Genomic DNA, 18,443 nt, shown 5'->3' on the forward strand with positions numbered 1-18,443 from the left:
CTCGGGTACGGTAGTATTTATATCCTCCAGGTTGGTTTCTCCTCATCGCGCGGATCCTGCAGGAATTAAGGCTGTTCCATGCACTTCTTGCAGAGCGTTTTGCTCATGAAGAGTTGAGAGAGTTTTGCCTGCGATTTCGTCACTTCCGCCCCGCAGACCTCGCAGACATCCCCCGCCGGAACCCCGGACGGTTTCGCCGGAACCGGTTCCTGCTGCGGCGGTGCCGCCTCCGGCTGTACGGGGGGCTTCTCCTCCGGCTTCTCGGGCGGTCTCGGCACCCGGGGCGGCTCCGGGTGCTCCGGTGCCGGCGGAATCGCCGCCTCGATGACCTCGGGCGTCGGGCAGGCTCTCTTCTCCTCCTCCCGGGCAGCCGGTTCCGCCACCGTCACCGGGGCTGCCGGCTCAGGCGCCTTCTTCTCCGGGAGAGGTGCCTCTCGGACCGCGGGCCTTGCCGCGAGAACGCGGCGACGGTATGCATCCACGCGCTCGGCGGTTGCCTGATCGCCGCGCCCGAGCCGGGCAAGGATCCCGTCGAGGAATGTGATAAGGTCGTCCACATCCTCGTGGGTCTCTACATCTCCCTCGACCTCGAGGCGGAGATTTTCGTAGTTCTCGAGGTTGATGGTGATCCCGATGGTGACTTCCTTCTTGCTGGACATATTTCCCGAATAATATTGTATCTCTTTATATACAATTCCACCGGCGACCCGCATCGCCCCGCCGAACGGCTGGTCCGGCCGCATTTCTCCGCCCCGGCACCGGGGGCGATCCGGGCCGGCAGTCGGCGGCACGATGAAGACAGGTGGCTGTCCCGGGTATCCGGGACGGTTCCGACCGCCGCCCGCGTGGGTGCCGGAACCCCTGTGTATGATGGCGTATGGCTATTTCTTCGCGCATGAATTTTTATATCTCTGCTGCTATATCGGGGTGAAGTTTCCGACACCTCTACCCGGTAGCCCGTACGATATGATCGAGGAGCGTGATGACTACCCGCCTGCGTCAAAAAGCGTCAGATCCATCCCGGCCACGCCCACCCGCCGCGGACCTGCCGGTCGTTCTCCTGGTCGGCGTAGTTGTCGGGCTTCTGCTCGTCCAGGGTGTTGCCGCCACGCCCGCGGCGCCGATCGTTGTGGCGGCGAGCGACAGCAGCGCTGCAGCGGATGCGCACTACGTCTGCGACGGCCTCGACGACCAGGTGGAGATCCAGGCGGCGCTCGATGCGCTGCCGCCGGGCGGCACGGTCGTCCTCTCGGACGGCACGTTCAACTGTTCGGGCAGCCTCATCCCCGCCGCCGGAGCGACGCTTCTCGGGCAGGGGCCGGAGAATACGTCCCTCGAGTTCAGCCGGAACGGCCTCCTTAACGTCTCGGAGGAGAGCGTCACCCTGGATGGATTTCACATCCGGGGCTCGGGCTACGTGAATGCGAGTACGGATACGACCCTCGACCTCACCCGGTGGCACGGGGTGCTCACCGTCTACGCGAGCCATGCCCGGGTGTACAACGTCACGGGCACGGCGGACGCGAGCATCCAGGCGGTCTTCCTCCTCCTGCACAACCCGAACGTCTACGCCCCCGTCCTCGAAGACGTCGAGTTCGCCGACTGCCGGGCCGCGGATACCGGGACCTACGGGTTCCTCCACAACGCCTGGGGGACTGAGAACACGACGATCAAAAACGTCCGGTACGTGAACTGCTCCGCCATCAACTGCGGGAGCAACGGTGCGTTCAACCAGTGGGTGACCGGGTTCAACTTCGCGGAGTTGAACGATATCGAGGGTCTCCGGGTGGCGGACTGCCTCGCGGAGGGCAACCTGGAGTCCGGGTTCCACTTCGAGTGGGACTCGGAGAAGCGCGACTGCGTCTTCACCGACTGCGTGAGCCGCAACAACGGCCGGAAACCCTATCCCGACGACTACCTGGTGGGCGACCCCGACTTCTTCGGCGCTGGCTTCTACCTCCCGGGAGGGGAAGTGGCGCTGGTGAACTGCCGGGCAGAGGGGAACGGTGCGTTCGGGTTCTTCGTCATCAACCCGGAGGGCATGCTCCTCTACAACTGCACCGAGAGCGAGACCGGCCGTAACTCGACCGCCGGCACCTCCGCGAAACCCATCTCCTACTGCATCCTCCAATCCCTGCCTGTCTCGAAGAGCCCGTCCATCGTGATGGATCACTGCCGGAGCCTCGACTCGTACGGCTGGGGCCTCTTTGTCTGCGGCACGGAGAACGCGCTCATCAGGAACTTCACCATGACCGATCCGGCGGGTATCAACGGTGTAGGGGCGATGCTCGGGTGCCCGTCCGGCGAACTCCCGGTGAACTCGACGATCGATGCGGGCATCTCCGACTCGGTCATCGATATCTCCGCGTCGGGCGACCGGCCGCAGACGCTGGTCTCCATCGTCAACAACAGAAACGTCGCGTACTCCGGGACGATCGTCTCCGATGCTCCCCGCCCGGTGGCGGTCGAGTGGAACCTGGAAGGGGGTGTGGACCTGACGGGTCTCAAGGTGCTGCCGGCCGGCGGTGCGGCATAGGTCCCCGGGGCGCCCGTGGTGCGGAAGGTTTCATGCGTAAATCCCTCGACCTCCAGAGTCGGCCGTTTCCTTTCCGGAATCCCCGGCGGAACCCTCCGGTGAGGACGGGCCGGCTAAACCCTTAAATGGTACTTCCGTGCCATAGGGGTTGATCCGGGGCGGAAGGTGTCGCCGGGCTCTCGCGGCTCCGCACGACCCCGGGTAGCAGCAATAACGGACGGGTACTTTCATGTCGGCAGGACTGCAGTTGGGGACGAGAGAACGGCGCATCCTCATCGCCGTCGCGATCATACTCACGGTGATCGTTGCCGCCGTGCTGATCATGCACTTTTACCCTCCGGTGCCGGTGCCCCCTCCCCCTCCCCCTCCCCCGATCACCCCCATCCCCACGACGCCGGCGGTGCCCCCGGAAGTTGCCGGGCCGACGATCGTCGTTGCGGCAGGCGACAGCAGCGCTGCAGCGAAGGCCCGGGCCGACATCGTCTGCGACGGCACCGACGACCAGGCGGAGATCCAGGCGGCGTTCGATGCACTATCCTCGGGCGGCACGGTCGCTCTCCTCGAAGGCACGTTCAACTGCGCTGGGAACATCTACCCGGGCGCGAAGACCATGCTTCGCGGGGAGGGGGCGGATGCGACGTTCATCGAGTTCACCGATAACGGGCGGCTCCTCGTCTCCCGCGAGTCCGTCACGCTCTACAACTTCCACGTCAGGGGCACCGGATACCCGAAGACCGAGCCCGATCTCTGGCTCGGCGTGGTCACCATCTATGCGAGCCACGCGAAGGTCCTCGCTGTCGAGGGGACCGCCGATGCCACCACCCAGGCGGTCTTCCTCCTGCTGCACGACCCGGACGTCTACGCTCCTCCCCTCGAGGACGTCGAGTTCGTCAACTGCAAGGCCGCGGACACCGGGACCTACGGGTTCCTCCACAACGCCTGGGGGTCGACGAACAGGGTGATCAAGAACGTTCGCTACGAGAACTGTCAGGCGATCAACTGCGGGAGCGACGGGGCGTTCAACCCCTGGGTGACCGGGTTCGACTTTGCGGAGCTCAACGACATCGAAGGTCTCCGGGTGACGAACTGCCTCGCTGAGGGTAACCTGGAGTCCGGGTTCCACTTCGAGTGGGATCCCGAGAAGCGCGACTGCATCCTCACAAACTGCATCAGCAGGAACAACGGGCAGAAAGCCTACCCGACAAAGGCCTACCGCGAGGACGACCGATCCACGCACTACTTCGGGTGCGGCTACTACGCGCCCCGCGGTGACGTCACCTTCATCAGCTGCTACTCCGAGGGGAACAGCCGGTATGGGTTCTACGCGACGAACGGCGGCAAACTCTACAACTGTGTCGACCGGAATGTCGGAGCCGGGAAGACCGATTACCGGATCGTGGAGCCTGCATCGTTCTACGCCGCCCCGACACGATCGATAGCCCCGTCCCTCGTGCTTGAGAACTGTTCGAGCATCGACTCGTACGGCTACGGCCTTCATATCGACCTCGCAAGCGATGTCCTGATCAAGAACTTCTCCCTGGAGAATCCGGCCGGGATCGATGGAAAGGCGACGAACCTCGGAGGATCGCAGGGGGGGCCGCTGTCTAACTCCGTGGTCAACATCTATGCATCGGGCGACAGGGCGGAGACGCTGATATGGGCAAGGAACAACGAGAACGTCGAGTATTCGGGCAGGATCGTCTCGCAATCGGCAAAACCGTTCGTGATCGAGGGCGATCGCACGCAGAACGTCCGGATCAGGGATATGGAGATCGTCTCCGCGAACCTCGCACCGTTCACCAACGGCGTCATCCTCACGAATACGGTTCCTGCCGGTGCGGTGACGTTTGAGAACGTGGCGGTCACCTCGGGCTCGCTCTGACTGCCCGTACGTCCCCGGGATCACCGGTGCCGTTTCCGGCCGGGGTGCGGCAGGGGGTAGTTGCCGCCGCGGTCGGCCGGGTGCGGGGTGTCGCACAATTCCGCGAGTTTTATACTAGTTGCCGTATTATATTGAGTATTCTGCCCCCGTTCACCCGTCCGGAATACCCCCGAGGATCCCCGGTCGAGGCGCGTATTCTGTGGGCGTATGCGCTAAATTTCGAATTTGTATATATTCTTTTTTGTCGGGGCACAAATTCCCAAAATGATGGAAATTATCGATTATGCCGTTAATGGCTGGTTATTTTAAAATTCAAATCTTTTAAATCAGCCCATTTTATTTAAAAAACCTTTTAAAATACGGCTATCAGATAATGGAGTATCTCCCAAGAGGTGAGATAATGCGAGATAGACGGACAACGAAGCTTCTTATTGCAGTGTTCCTGATTGTCGGGCTCATCCCGATTGTCGGGGCGCTCGAAGCGACTCCCACCACGATTGTCGCGGCAAGCGACAGCAGTGCGGCCGATAAAGCGGCGGCTGCCTATGTCTGTGATGGGGTCAACGATCACGTGGAGATCCAGGCAGCACTGAATGCCCTGCCGTCATCCGGCGGTGTTGTCCTCCTCTCCAGTGGTACTTACAACTGCGCAGGGATCATTTCTCCTAAAGCAGGCTCCACCCTCAAGGGGGAAGGTGAATCGGAGACGAACCTTGTCTTCACCCGCGACGGGCGGATCAACGTCGACCGCGAGTCCGTCACGCTGGACGGGTTCCACATCAAGGGAACCGGCTACAGCAGCGGCGTCAAGTGGCTCGGCGTGGTGAACATCCGTGCAAGCCACGCGAAGATCCACAACATCGCGGGAACGGCGGATGCGAGCATCCAGGCGGTCTACCTCCTGATCCACGATCCTACCGTGTATGCCCCGACCCTTGAAGACGTCGAGTTCGTCAACTGCAGGGCCGTGGACACCGGGACCTACGGGTTCCTCCACAACGCCTGGGGGACGACGAACAAGGTGATCAAGAACGTTCGCTACGAGAACTGCCAGGCAATCAACTGCGGCAAGTTCGGAGCGTTCAACCCCTGGGTGACCGGGTTCAACTTTGCGGAGCTCAACGACATGGACGGCCTTCGCGTGAAGGACTGCTATGCGGAGGGCACTCTCGAGTCCGGGTTCCACTTCGAGTTCGACCCGAAGGTGACGAACGCCGTCCTCGAGAACTGCACGAGCAACAACAACGGGCAGAAACCCTTCCCGACGCGGGCCTACCAGCAGAACGACATGTCGACCCACTACTTCGGGTGCGGCTACTACGCCCCGAACTGTGACGTGACGTTCATCAACTGCGTCGCGGAGGGCAACTCCATGAACGGGTTCTACACGACGAACGGCGGCAAGCTCTACAACTGTGTCGAGAAGGACACCGGTGCCGGGAGAACCGACTTCTCCTACCGGGTGCCTGCCGGCTACTACAGCATCCCGAGCCGCTCGGTCAACCCTTCTACCGTGATGGAGAACTGCACGAGCATCAACACGAACGGCTACGGCCTCCAGGTCGACCTCGCGAACAACGTGAAGATCCGGAACTTCCACCTGATCGACCCGATCGGGTACAAGGGCAAGGGCTCGAGCCTCGGCGGCACGAACGGCCAGTTCGATAACTCCGAGGTGAGCATCTATGCGTCCGGCAACCGCGTGGAGACGCTTGTCTGGGCGAAGGAGAACGTTAACACCGTCTTCTCCGGTCAGATCGTCTCCGATGCGGCAAAACCGTTCGTGATCGAGGGTTACAGGACCCAGAACGTCCTCGTGAAGGAGATGGAGATCGTCTCAAAGACCCTCCCCGCCGGTTCCCCCGGCGTGACCGTCGTGAGCACGGTTCCGGCAGGTCAGGCGACCCTCCAGAACGTGAAGGTGACGTCCACCGGCTCGCCGGCACCGACCCCGACCGTCCCCACCACGCCGGCTCCCTCCGGGAAGCCGGATCTTGTGGTGACCGACATCGCCTGGACGCCGGCAAACCCCGCCTCCGGGGATGCGGTGACGCTGAAAGCAACGATCAAGAACCAGGGCGACGCCCCCACGCCTGCGGGCACCCGGCACGGCGTCCTCTTCACGTTCGATGACGGTGCCGCCGGTGCAGGGGTCTGGTCCGACGCCCACACGGCATCGATCGCCCCCGGCTCCTGGGTCACCGTGACCGCGAACGGCGGTTCGGCCGGTGCAACCTGGACGGCCGTCGAGGGTACGCACACCGTGAAGGCCGCCGTCGACGACGTCAACCGGATTGCTGAGTCGAACGATGCCAACAACGTTCGCACCGAACAGATCGCGGTCGCGAAGGCCGCGTCGGGGTCCACCCCGACCCCCACCCCCACCACGCCGGCCCCCTCCGGGAAGCCGGACCTTGTGGTGACCGACATCGCCTGGACGCCGGCAAACCCCGCTACCGGGGATGCGGTGACGCTCAAGGCCACGATCAAGAACCAGGGTACCGCCGCGACGCCTGCGGGCACCAAGCACGGCGTCCTCTTCACGTTCGATGACGGCGCGGCAGGCCCCGGCGTCTGGTCGGACACCCACGCTACGGCCATCGCTCCCGGTGCATCGGTTACCCTGACCGCGAACGGCGGCTCGGCCGGTGCAACCTGGAAGGCCATGGTGGGCACGCACACCGTGAAGGCCACCGTCGACGACGTCAACCGGATCGCCGAGAGCGATGAGACCAACAATGTCATGAGCAAAGAGATTGTCGTTGGAAGTCTGCCGGTTCCCGTCAGGGGCGACCTTAACGGAGACGGCAACGTCGATTGGGTCGACGTGACGATCGCTGCCGAGATGGCGCAGAAAACAACGCCGTCCGACCCGGCTGCCGACGTTAATGGAGACGGCACCGTGGACTGGAAGGATGTTGCCCTGATCGCCGACTTCTTCTTCGGCAGGACCTCTTCTCTCTAAAGCATCTATCGGGAGGAGTGGTTGATCCCTCCTCTCCTCCTGGTTTTGCCACGGGTGCCGCCCCGTAACACCTGTACGGTGCTTGGTCATATTGGTTATGGACGGCGCTCCTCCCCGGATCCGGCAGGCATCGTCCGTTGCCGCATCGTGCAACACGGCCCTGAACGTTCTCTCCCGGAGGATCTCCGGCTCTCGCGGGGTTGGAGCGGCGGATACATCTATATAGGTGCCGACCGATACAGGCGGCCGAATGGCAGTAGCGCTCCCGAAGAACTTCAGTGAGGTCAGGCAGCACCTACAGCAGCCGCTTATCCGGAATTCGTTCTTTATCATGGCCTCGTCGTTCGTTGCAGCGGGGTTCGGGTTCTTCTTCTGGATGATCGCCGCCCGGTTCTACTCGCAGGCGGACGTGGGTATTGCAACCGCCCTGATGTCGTCGATGGGCCTCCTCATCCTCATCTCCCGCCTCGGTCTCGACCAGTCGGTGATCCGGTTCTTTCCGACCCGCGACAAGAACAGGGTGCTCGGAACCGCCGTCCTCGTCCCTACGGCGGTTGCGCTCGGTGCGGGCCTCTTCTTCATCGCAACGGTCGACGTCCTGGCTCCCGAGCTCGCCATCGTCAGATCGATCGCGCCGCTCTACCTCGTCATCCTCGGGTCTTACTCCGTCACCTGGGTCTTTGAGGGTGCGTTCAACGCCCTGCGGAAGTCCGAACACTACTTCGCGCTGAACCTGCTCTACGGGACGCGGATCCTCTTCCTCGTCCCCCTGGTCTTCCTCGGCGCGGTGGGCATCTTCGGCGCCTTCGGCCTCTCGTTTATCCTCGGTCTCGTCCTGGCGCTCATCCTCCTTGCCCGGTGCTCTGTCCGGCCGACGCCGTGCGTCGACCGGGTCTTCCTGCGGGAGGCATGGCAGTTCTCCGCCGGTGCGTATGTCGCCGGGATATTGATGTCCGCCCCGAACATGCTCATCCCGATCATGGTGCTCAACGTGCTCGGGGCCGAGAGCACCGCCAACTACTACATCACCTACGCGATCGTCTCGATCCTCTTCATGATCCCCTACGCGTTCACGACCTCGCTCTTCGTCGAGGGAAGCCACGGGGGGGAGATGAAGAGGAGCGTTCTCCGGACGCTCGCGAGCATGTTCGCCCTGCTCATACCCGCGATCATCGGCCTCTCCCTCTTCGGAGAGCAGATCCTCAACCTGATCGGTAAGGACTACGTCGAAGGGATGGCCCTGCTCCGCGTGCTTGCCGCATCCGCCCTCTTCGTCTCCGTCTGCCAGACGTTCATATCCGTCGCGAAGGTCCGAAACGATATCCGGAGCCTCGTCGTCCTCAGCGGTTTTATCAGCGTCGCCCTGCTCGGGCTCGGCTACACCCTGATGAACCGGTTCGGCCTCATCGGCATGGGATACGCGTGGCTCGCCACGTACGTCGCCGGAACGCTCCTCGTCGGTCTGATCCTGAAGAAGAAAGGATGGCTATAGGTTTTTCCGGCGCGCTATGGGAACCCGGGCCGGTTCTTCACCGGTAGTAGACGGCGGAACCGGCGTTGTCGTAGATCCGGTGGCGGCTCCGGATGAACCGGTCTGCATCCGTATACGTTGCCGTGGTGACCGCCTGATCCTGCGTCTCGATCCGGATGCTCTCCCGCACGAGGTTGTACGTGCCGAAGTAGAGGTAGGAGTTGGGTTCCAGCAGCGACGCATTTGCCGGAACGTACCGCTGGCTGCCCGGGTTGAACCCCAGCAGGAGCCACCAGCGTGTGCCGTCGACGTAGACCGGGCGCTCGTTCCCCTCTGAGAAGAGCCATACTGCCCCCTGCACCTCCCTGCTGTTGAAGACCGGTTTGTCGCCGGCGGTGTCGAGCGCCATCGATGTCGGGTTGTCGTCCATGACCTGGTAGAGGAGCCCGCTGTTGAAGAGGAAGAAGACGACGAAGAATACGGAGAGGGCCTGGTACGCCGTCCCCATGAACGGGGCAACCCTGACTGCGCGTATCCACCCGGTCAACCTCTCGTACAGCGCTATGCCGCCGATGATCGCGAATGGGGCAAGGAAGATCAGGGTGATGTGGTAGAGCCTGCTGGTGTTGAGCGAACTTGCGAAGAACGGGACGACGATGCCGGCTACGTTGATGAGCAGGAAAACGAGCGAGACGGCGAGATACTCGGGCTCGATGCGCCACCGCTCGCGTCTTGCGAGGGTTGCAAGCAGCCCGACGGCGATGAGGGCCTGGGTGGCGACATGGACGATCTTCGCGAGGCCGTGGAGAGGCGTCGTCGACTGGCTGGTGAGGATATGCATCCCCTGGGCGGTTGTCGGGTTGAATGAGTCCATAAAGAGGGTATTCCATATCTTGTCCCCGATGCCGGTGACGGTAGCGAGCGCCGTGCCTTCGGCGACCGTCGAGTACCAGAGGTAGACCAGGACGGCGAAGATGACGATGTAGGGGAGGATGAGCGTCCTCACCGGTGTCGTCCTCCCGCCGGTTCCCGCCGGAGCGAGGGGATCGTGCCTCAGGAGGGCCGCGCCCCTGGCGAGCCTCTCCGGCAGCCGGGACTGCAGGCGCTCGGGAACGGCAAGCAGCAGCCATGCCGGAACGAGCGAGAAGAGGTAGATGTACGAGAGCCCGTAGTGCGAGACGATCATGGCGAACGCGAATGCGATCATGAGAAACGCCTGCTTCCCCCGGTCCATGGTCTTGTCGATCATCACAAGAACGGTCAGCGCGAGGAAGAGCTCCGCGATCTGCTGGCGGGCGAGGGAGATCATCTCCGTGTAGAACGTGAAGAACGAGAAGAAGAAGAAGATCGAGAAAAACCCTATCCTCGCGTCCGTCTGTTTCTCGACCGCCCGGTAGAGCCCGAGCGGCACGAGCGCGAAGAGAAGGGGGTAGACGATCTTGAAGATCCAGACGGGGTCGAGATCGCATATGAGCGAGTAGATGGGGACGAGCGCAACGACGGAGAGCATCCCGTTCGTGTTATACGGGATGGCCATGTCCCAGAGCCCCGAGATCAGCACGCCGTTTGCGAGGTGGAGTTCGTGGTGAATATCGTAACCCCAGACGTACTCCGATATCAGCGAGGTATGGTAGAGGAGCGATAACGCGATGGCGTAGATCCCGAGCGGATAGCAGGATTTCGGGATGAAGCGGTCGAACCCGACGGCGAGACCGATGACGGCGATCAGGACGAGGAGCAGGAAGAGGAGCGTGACCATGTGGTAGTTGTTGCGCATGTAGGTTCCGATGATCGCAAGGAACGGGAGCAGTATCAGGAACGGTACCGCAGGGGAGGAGGGGACGGCGAGCCTGGGGCTCTCACCGGTACGCCCCTTATCCCTGGTGAGCGCGAGGTAGAGCAGAACCTGCACGACGGCGACGAGCGTGAGGAGGAGGATCGGGAACGAGAACGGCCGCGTGTACCCGAGCAGCGGATATACGACGTTGGCGGTAAGGCCGGTGAGCATGACGATCACGAGACTCAGCCCGGCGGAGTAGAGCACCGTCTCGATTGTGCCGAGATCGTGGAGCCTGAGCGCCTTCAGCACGAGGACCCCGGGGAGGAAGGTGAGATACAGGAACGCCAGGGCTTCCCTGGCAATCGGTACGTAATACCCGATGAGATCGAGACAGACCACCGCGAGGAAGACGAACTGGATCGCCTGGAATGTCCAGAAAAACGTTCTGTTATCCCAGTCATTCATTCGGAACGGGTTTCGAAGGTGCATGGTATCCCTTGTCATGTCTCTGGCCGGCTACGTGTGTGGGCAGCGAATCTTCTCCTTCGGTGACACCCGACGGGCCGCCTGCTGCATCGGTGCACCTACTCCCCGGCCAACCTATTAATGTGTTGCGCCGGTTCGGGCCCCGTTGCGGGAGGGAGATCCGGTCAACGCTCGTTCCCGGCAGCAGGGGCGTTATCGGCGAACGCCTCGTCCGCGGGAACGTTTCCCTTCCCCCGGGCGGATGCCAGTTCACCGTAGACAGCGAGGAGAGATCGTGCTATCGTCGACCAGGCCATGTCCGTCTTCAGTTTCGCGTAACCCCGCTCCCCCATGCGGCGGCACGCCCCGGGGTCCTTCAGCAGGCGGACGATCGCGGCTGCCAGTGCTTCCGGATCCCGCGGCGGCACGACGTAGCCGGTCACACCGTCGTCGACGACCTCGGGCAGGCTCCCCACGTCGGTCACCACCACCGGCCGCCGGAACCCGTACGCGGTCGGTATGACGCCGCTCTGGGACGCTTCGAGGTACGGGAGCGCCACGACGCTCGCCTGCTGGAAGAGCCGGGCGCCCTCTTCATAGGGTATCCGGTAGTTGTAGACCTCGAACGTGTCCCGGCCCGCCATCGCCTCCTCGTACCGGCTGAACTCCTCGCCCGTTCCGGCGATGACGATCCGGGCGTCCGGGATCTCCCGGGTGATGAGCGGCTCCGCCCGGATCAGGCAGTCGAGCCCCTTGTAGCGGTGGATGCGTCCGAAGAAGAGGACCCGCCGGCCGTCCGGCTCCAGGTCGGCCCGCTCGAACTTCACGAACGGCGCCACTTCGTGCTCGCCGATGGGGATGACGTGCACCTTCCGCTCCGGGACGTGGTAGTCCTTCACCAGGGTCTCCCGGAGTGCCTTCCCGTGAACGAAGATCCGGTCGGGCATGACCCTTGATACGAAGAGGGTGAGCCGGTAGAGCAGCGAACCTGCGTCGAGGAGACGGTCTTCGCCGGGGTGGGGTTCGATGTCGTGGAACGTCGCCACCAGCGGGTGCTTCCGGAGCATCGGGAGGAGCGGACAGAGCATGGGGTTGTTCACTTGGAAGTGGACGACGTCGGGTGCGAAGTCGTCGATTGCGGCGACGATATCTTTGAGCACCGGGTAGCACGACGGACCGAACCTCCCGGCGTATCGCGAGTAGCCGAAGATGTGAACCTTCACGGTCGGGTCGATGCTCTCCACATATTCTTCCGACCTGTAGTCCGGGAGCAGCAGCAGCACCTCGGTATGCCGGGCAAGTTCGTTTGCCATCTGGATGGTGTAGTCGTAGAACCAGAAGGTCAGGCACGCCACGCGCATAGGGGCCCTCTCTATGAGGATGCTCTATATAGAGATTGTGCCCTGAAGCGTTGTTTGACGGATGAACCCTGGTGGGGTCTGCAGAGAGCCGGCGGCATCTACCGCGGCGGCCGTTTCCCTCCCGGCGTCTCTACATGGTCTTTCTGCTGCATCAGGCCGCAACGGTTTTCGATACGCGCAAGCGGTATGGAATCCTTGCCGTTTCACGCCGTCGCCTCGTAGCGAGGGCCGGATGGCCCGTGCCATGCCGGCGCACGAGACCGAACCCCCATCCGTTTCGGATGAAAGCGTTTCGGGGAGGGTCACTCCCGTCGAACGGTGGCGGGAAGCGCGAGTATTTGTAATCTTCGGTTTTAATCAAACTAGTTATATAATATCTTTTTGCAGAAAACGATCTCTGTTATGATGCCATGTCACCACAGCATATCGCATCGGTGCGGCCCATATTGCCGATTAACTCCTCAAATTAATTTTATTTTCACGGTAAAATATTTATATTGCGATGGAAAGACGGTAGTGATACCTCACAGAGAGGCTGAATGGCATGACAGACAGGCAGAATATACTGAGACTGGCTGCAGCACTTCTGGTGTGCTGCTTTATTGGGGCACTCTCTCCGGTAAGTGCAGCCGAGTCCGCAAGTCCGGCCACGCTCACTGTGGCTGCAAGCGATAGCACCGAGCTGTCGAAGAACCAGGCAGACTATGTCTGTGACGGAGTCGACGACCAGGCCGAGATCCAGGCGGCGCTCGCCGCGCTGCCCGAAGGCGGTAACGTCGTCCTCTCGGACGGTACGTTCAACTGCGCCGGCGTCATCGCGCCGCCGGCAGGCACGACGCTCTCCGGACAGGGTCCGGATGCAACGAACCTTGTCTTCACCAGCGATGGACGTATCAGCGTCGACAAGGAGTACGTGACCCTCGACGGGTTCCACATCGAGGGCAGCGGCTACAGCAGCGGCGTCAAGTGGCTCGGTGTGATGACTATCCGTGCAAGCCACGCGAAGATTCACAACATCACGGGTACCGCTGATGCCAGCATCCAGGCGGTCTATCTCCTGATCCACGATCCGGCGGTCTATGCCCCGACCCTTGAAGACGTCGAGTTCGTCAACTGCAAGGCCGTGGACACCGGCACCTACGGGTTCCTCCACAATGCCTGGGGATCGACGAACAAGGTGATCAAGGACGTCCGCTATGACAACTGTCAGGCGATCAACTGCGGAAGCAAAGGCGCGTTCAACCCCTGGATCACTGGGTTCGACTTCGCGGAGTTGAACGACATGGACGGTCTCAGAGTGACGAACTGCCTTGCTGAGGGTAACCTGGAGTCCGGGTTCCACTTCGAGTTCGACCCGAAGGTGACGAACGCCGTCCTCGAGAACTGCACGAGCAAGAACAACGGGCAGAAACCCTACCCGTCGGTGCCCTACAAGCAGAGCGACATGTCGACCCACTACTTCGGGTGCGGATACTACGCCCCGAACGCCGACGTGACGTTCAAGAACTGCGTCGCGGAAGGCAACTCGCTGTATGGGTTCTACGCGACGAACGGCGGCAAACTCTACGACTGTGTCGACAAGGACACCGGCGCCGGGAAGACCGACTACACCCACCGTAAGCCGGCCGGCTACTACAGCATCCCGAGCCGCTCGACCGACCCCGCCCTGGTGCTTGAGAACTGCACGAGCATCGACTCGCACGGCTACGGCCTCCAGGTCGACCTCGCGAGCAACATCCGGATCGAGAACTTCGAACTCGTGAACCCGGCAGGGATCGACGGCAAGGGTGCAAGCCTCGGCGGCACGAACGGCCAGTTCAGCAATGCCGAAGTGGACATCCACGCCTCCGGTGACCGGGTCGATACGCTCGTCTGGGCGAAGAACAACCAGAACGTCCAGTACACGGGAGAGGTAACCTCCGCCTCCGAGAAGGCGTTCCTGGTCGAAGGCGGCCAGAACGTCCAGACGGACGGCATGGCGGTTGCGTCTGCCGGCGAGTAAACCGGTCGATACCATCGGGCCTGACGGGCCCGGTCCTAATCTTTTTTACGTTTTGTTAAATCCTCCTGAGGACGAATCCCCTCCGGATTATTCATATCTGCGGCTCACGCGAAGAACGACGGCCCTTTGGGCCGGAGTTCGAGCACCGTCAGGTGCGAGAGCGCGAAAGGAACTGCGAACACCTTCACCAACTTCGCGCCTTCGCGCCTTCGCGCGAGACTGCATCGCTGTTCCCGCACAATTGCCTCACGCGAAGACGCGAAGAACGCGAAGGGGGCTGTCAATACCCATCCGGACTTCGCGCTCTCGAAGAACTTCGTTCTTCTCATGCTCCGGCCTCTATTGAGAGTATGCCGGGTATTCCCGGGAGCGGCTCTGCCGGGCGGAAAAAATCAAAAGGTGTCCGGGGCCTTCGGGACCGCCTCTCGTGAGACGTCCGCCGGTGCATTCCCTTCCGCGCTCCCGGCAACCTTCGCATAAAACGTCTCGATGTCGCGGACGATCGTCTCCCAGTTGTACCTGGTCCGGACGAGTTCTTTCGCCTGTTCCCCGAACCTTTCCCGCAACGCTTCGTCGGTAAGCAGACGTCCGATGGCGCCGGCGAGCGCCTCCGGCGTATACCCGGTGTTGAACCCGACGGTGTTGTCGATCCACCCGAGCAGATCGCCCTTCCCCGTCGTCACGATGGGTGTTCCGCAGAGACACGCTTCGAGGAACGTGACGGGAAATCCGGTGAAGCTCGGCGTCACGAAGACGTCGGCGTCGGTGTACGCCGCCATCTTCTCCTCCTTGCTCACGAACCCCGTGAAGACCACCCGGTCGTCGAGACCGAGCGACCCGACCCGCTGCCTGAACTCATCGTTGTGGCCCATATCCCCACCCACCAGCATCAGGACGGCGTCGTCGAACTCCCGCGCAACCACGGCAAACGAGCGGATCAAAAGATCGATCCCCTTCGTGGGGTCGAGCCTCCCGAGGTAGAGCACGACCTTCGTGGCGTCGTCGATCCCCCATGCCGCACGGAACCTGCCGCGGGCGGGAAGGGAGGGGTACTCGGCGAGGTCGATGCCGTTCGGGAAGATCGCGATCTTCTCGTCGGCAACACCCAGCTCGCGGTAGCGCTCCGCTTCTGTTTCGTTGAGCGCGATAACCCCCGCAGCGCCGAGGATCACCGTATCCGACCAGAACCGGTCGAAGAGCCGCTTCATCCGTTTGGACCCCGTATCCTGTGGGAGCGCCCCATGCGCCTGGAGCACGTAGGGTATGCCGTACTTCCTCGCGTAGTGCGAGGCGATGATGGTGAGCATGGTGCGGTGGTCATGGATGTGGACCAGGTCGAACCCGGGAATCTCCTGCCTCGCGACCGCCGGCATGCGGTAGGGCATCACCGGCGGGGTCACACCCGGGGCGTATTTTCGTAAATTCTCAAAGTAATACACGTTCATCCCGTCGACGGAGGTGACGCGGTTCGTCGGCAGATCGTTCGGGTAGATGCTCCGGTTCGTCGTGTAGACCGTGATATCGTGCCCGTTCGCGTGCAGGGTCCGGGAGATGTCGTATGCGACTCGTGCCACCCCGCCCGATTCCCAGAGCGGTTTGAAGAACGGGGTCACCTGCAGTATCTTCATGCCCGTCCCCCCGTGCCGCGTTCCCGGAGCCGTTTCCGGATCAGGCCCGCGTAGCAGTTCAGGCAGAACGGCGTGAAGAGCCAGACCCCGCACTCAAGCAGGGGCGCAAGCCCGTGCTGCCGGATGCGGTAACGGTAACTCTCCAGGTTGTACTCCAGGTAATCCGCGCCGATCTGCTCGAACCACCACGTTCGGGTGACGCCCCCGTTGCGCACCCTCTCGGAGCACTTCGCTATCCAGCGTTCCACCAGTTTCCTGGTCTGCCCCCTCGCCACCTCGGGCTGGAAGTCGCTGTTGATGACGCAGGGAATGGTCGTGTAATCCCGGATGCCGTGCCGGTCGAAGTCCACCGAGAGGATCATGGTGCTGTTGATCCCTTCCTTGAAGATCTCGGTATCGAACTGGAAGTTCCCGAGCGAATACGCGATCAGGCCGCCTTTGTACCGTTCCAGCCCCTGGATGGTATGCGAGTGGTGCCCGAGGATCAGGGTTGCCCCGTTCTCGATGAAGGCGTGAGCAAGCCTGACCTGGTCGGGCGAGGGGTAATAGGTGTTCTCGATCCCCCAGTGCAGGGAGACGATGACGTGGTCGGTGCGTTCCTTCAGCGCCCTGATATCTTCGATGACGCTCTTCCTCTTCAGTTTGGCCACGGTGACACCCGGCGGCGACCGGAACCTTCCGGTCGTGTATGCGAGGAAGCCGAACCTGATCCCGCTCCGCTCGACGATCAGCCCCGGGAGTTTTTCATCGCCTCTTCCCCCTCCGACGTAGGCGATGCCTCGTGCCTCAAGCCCTTCGAGGGTCTTCTCAAACCCCTCCCGGCCCATATCGAGCGTGTGGTTGTTCGCCACGCTGAGGATGTCGAACCCGGCTTCTCTGAGGTACTCACCCGCCGCCGGGGGGGTTGTATTGACCCAGCGTTTCTTCCTCTCGGTTCCGCTCTCGGAGAGCACCGTCTCCAGGTTCCCGAAGAGCAGGTCTTTCTGCCGGAGTTCATGCTGAACCAGGGCAAAAGGCCTCTTGCCGTTCCTCATCCAGAGCAGCACGTCTCCCACCGCTCGCAGCCGCACCGATGTCACACCGCTCCTCCTGCGGAATGTTTGCCCGGGGCGGAAGATCCGGGCCTGCAGCCGGTCTTCATCGTCGATCTGAAGGCCTCCATCCCATCGGGCCGGATAGATGGAACTCTGCCGGCATCTGCGAGAGATGGTATCATGTACGGATAATCGTGAATACTGCCTTCCCTCCCCGATACGTTGAGTCCCTGACAGGCGATCCGAGAATATATATTTTGCCCTGATTTTGACCTCCAGCATGCGTATCCCGACGCATACGGCTTTCCCGGAGCTCCCGAATCCCGGTGGAGCATGGTGCGGCACCGGTCGGTGGAACTCGGGATGCCGAACCATTAACTGCTTGTGCACCGAGTATGTACCGGGATCGCCGGGCGGCAGATGATGAAAGTTACCCCCACTGACCGGTGATGAAGCAGGGGACTGATGCCGCAACGACTCTTCTCTCCTTGAATATCCATCAGGCCGGTAGCGAGGATTTTCCCGCGAAGGCGCAGGACAGTTCTACTCGGAGTGAACGGTCGGCATCGTCCAGAGCAGTCCGGTTCAGGCTGACTTCGCACCCGAGCCCCTCAGCGATCATGCATGCGATCAGGCTGCAGATCGAGCATGGACAGAGCATGCAGAACTCAGGGGAATCCGCGTGAAGCGAAGCGCAGCCTGAAAAGAGCAGATAGTTGTGCAGCGTGAAGATTACCCGATCACCGTCTCTCCGGATATCCATCCACTCGGTAACCGAAAGAGTTTCCTCGCACACCTCGCGGATCGCTCCCATGAGCAGACTGTAATCCTTTGGGAGGGCGAGATCGTTGTCATTCTTTAGGTCATCCAGGAGGGGAGCCGCCAGGGGAGGAGTCAGGATACCCGTGCTCCCGTTATGGTACGCGAATCCGCCGCCTTCAGCCGCAAAGGATCTGTAATCGGACCGGGTCGAAGTGAATTGCGTGACTCTCCCACCTTCGCTCTCCGGTGGAAGAAAAACCGCGGGCCCGGAGCCGCCCATGTCACGGATGATGTGGCCGAGGGTGGGGATGCCCTGCACGGAGAGTCGGCCGGCAAGCCATGCATCTATGGGTTTATCTCCGCTGAGAGCGAAGAGAAAGCCTCCTCCGATGAAACAGGTTGCGCTCAGCATGAGGAACGGGCTTTGCATGTATTCCTGCGGATCGGTGAGTACGGCTGCAAGGATAAGCAGAGGTGCAAAGCCGATGAGGAGGTAGGAGCCGATTCTGTAATGGTTATACCCGTTCATTGTCATACCTGGTATCTAAGGGCAACCC

General features: G+C 61.9%; 12 protein-coding genes. 5 read left to right on the forward strand and 7 right to left on the reverse strand.

Annotated elements, in window-relative coordinates; translation table 11 throughout:
• Positions 1 to 65: 65 nt before the first annotated feature.
• Complete coding sequence (locus MchiMG62_RS04060; protein ID WP_221057994.1) at positions 66 to 659, reverse strand: hypothetical protein; 594 nt, start codon at positions 657 to 659, stop codon at positions 66 to 68.
• Between the two features lie 323 nt (positions 660 to 982).
• Between MchiMG62_RS04060 and MchiMG62_RS04065 the strand changes: the two genes are divergently transcribed.
• From MchiMG62_RS04065 to MchiMG62_RS04080, 4 genes are all read left to right on the forward strand, one after another.
• Entirely contained in the window at positions 983 to 2,536 is a 1,554-nt protein-coding gene (locus MchiMG62_RS04065; protein WP_221057995.1) for a right-handed parallel beta-helix repeat-containing protein, read from the forward strand.
• Between the two features lie 229 nt (positions 2,537 to 2,765).
• Complete coding sequence (locus MchiMG62_RS04070; RefSeq protein WP_221057996.1) at positions 2,766 to 4,418, forward strand: hypothetical protein; 1,653 nt, start codon at positions 2,766 to 2,768, stop codon at positions 4,416 to 4,418.
• 400 nt (positions 4,419 to 4,818) lie between these two features.
• Positions 4,819 to 7,383 carry a CARDB domain-containing protein gene (locus tag MchiMG62_RS04075; RefSeq protein ID WP_221057997.1) on the forward strand — a complete coding sequence of 855 codons (2,565 nt, stop codon included), beginning with the start codon at positions 4,819 to 4,821 and terminating at the stop codon, positions 7,381 to 7,383.
• Positions 7,384 to 7,633: 250 nt separating this feature from the next.
• Entirely contained in the window at positions 7,634 to 8,875 is a 1,242-nt protein-coding gene (locus tag MchiMG62_RS04080; protein WP_221057998.1) for a lipopolysaccharide biosynthesis protein, read from the forward strand.
• Between the two features lie 37 nt (positions 8,876 to 8,912).
• On the opposite strand, the gene MchiMG62_RS04085 is transcribed toward MchiMG62_RS04080, so the two are convergent.
• Together MchiMG62_RS04085 and MchiMG62_RS04090 are read right to left on the reverse strand one after the other, a co-directional pair.
• A complete protein-coding gene (locus MchiMG62_RS04085; RefSeq protein ID WP_244987791.1) occupies positions 8,913 to 11,099 on the reverse strand; it encodes a DUF2206 domain-containing protein in 2,187 nt (728 codons plus the stop codon).
• A gap of 185 nt (positions 11,100 to 11,284) precedes the next feature.
• Positions 11,285 to 12,460: a glycosyltransferase family 4 protein gene (locus MchiMG62_RS04090; protein ID WP_221058000.1), complete on the reverse strand. Its 1,176-nt coding sequence runs from the start codon at positions 12,458 to 12,460 to the stop codon at positions 11,285 to 11,287.
• Positions 12,461 to 13,118: 658 nt separating this feature from the next.
• Here MchiMG62_RS04090 and MchiMG62_RS04095 point away from each other — a divergent pair.
• On the forward strand, positions 13,119 to 14,462 hold the full coding sequence (locus MchiMG62_RS04095) for a right-handed parallel beta-helix repeat-containing protein (protein ID WP_244987792.1): 1,344 nt from the start codon (positions 13,119 to 13,121) through the stop codon (positions 14,460 to 14,462).
• Between the two features lie 104 nt (positions 14,463 to 14,566).
• Here MchiMG62_RS04095 and MchiMG62_RS04100 read toward each other — a convergent pair whose 3' ends face one another.
• The 4 genes from MchiMG62_RS04100 to MchiMG62_RS04115 all read right to left on the reverse strand — a co-directional run bounded on the left by MchiMG62_RS04100 (position 14,567) and on the right by MchiMG62_RS04115 (position 18,421).
• Entirely contained in the window at positions 14,567 to 14,791 is a 225-nt protein-coding gene (locus MchiMG62_RS04100; RefSeq protein ID WP_054847332.1) for a hypothetical protein, read from the reverse strand.
• 63 nt (positions 14,792 to 14,854) lie between these two features.
• On the reverse strand, positions 14,855 to 16,090 hold the full coding sequence (locus tag MchiMG62_RS04105) for a glycosyltransferase (protein ID WP_221058002.1): 1,236 nt from the start codon (positions 16,088 to 16,090) through the stop codon (positions 14,855 to 14,857).
• Positions 16,087 to 17,169 carry a CapA family protein gene (locus MchiMG62_RS04110; protein WP_221058003.1) on the reverse strand — a complete coding sequence of 361 codons (1,083 nt, stop codon included), beginning with the start codon at positions 17,167 to 17,169 and terminating at the stop codon, positions 16,087 to 16,089. The genes MchiMG62_RS04105 and MchiMG62_RS04110 overlap by 4 nt, the downstream gene beginning before the upstream one ends.
• A gap of 454 nt (positions 17,170 to 17,623) precedes the next feature.
• Positions 17,624 to 18,421 (reverse strand): DUF7982 domain-containing protein, encoded by a 798-nt coding sequence (locus MchiMG62_RS04115; protein ID WP_221058004.1) that lies wholly within the window; start codon positions 18,419 to 18,421, stop codon positions 17,624 to 17,626.
• Positions 18,422 to 18,443: the final 22 nt, after the last annotated feature.

It is taken from the genome of Methanoculleus chikugoensis, assembly GCF_019669965.1.
In the GTDB taxonomy this organism is placed as follows: domain Archaea; phylum Halobacteriota; class Methanomicrobia; order Methanomicrobiales; family Methanoculleaceae; genus Methanoculleus; species Methanoculleus chikugoensis.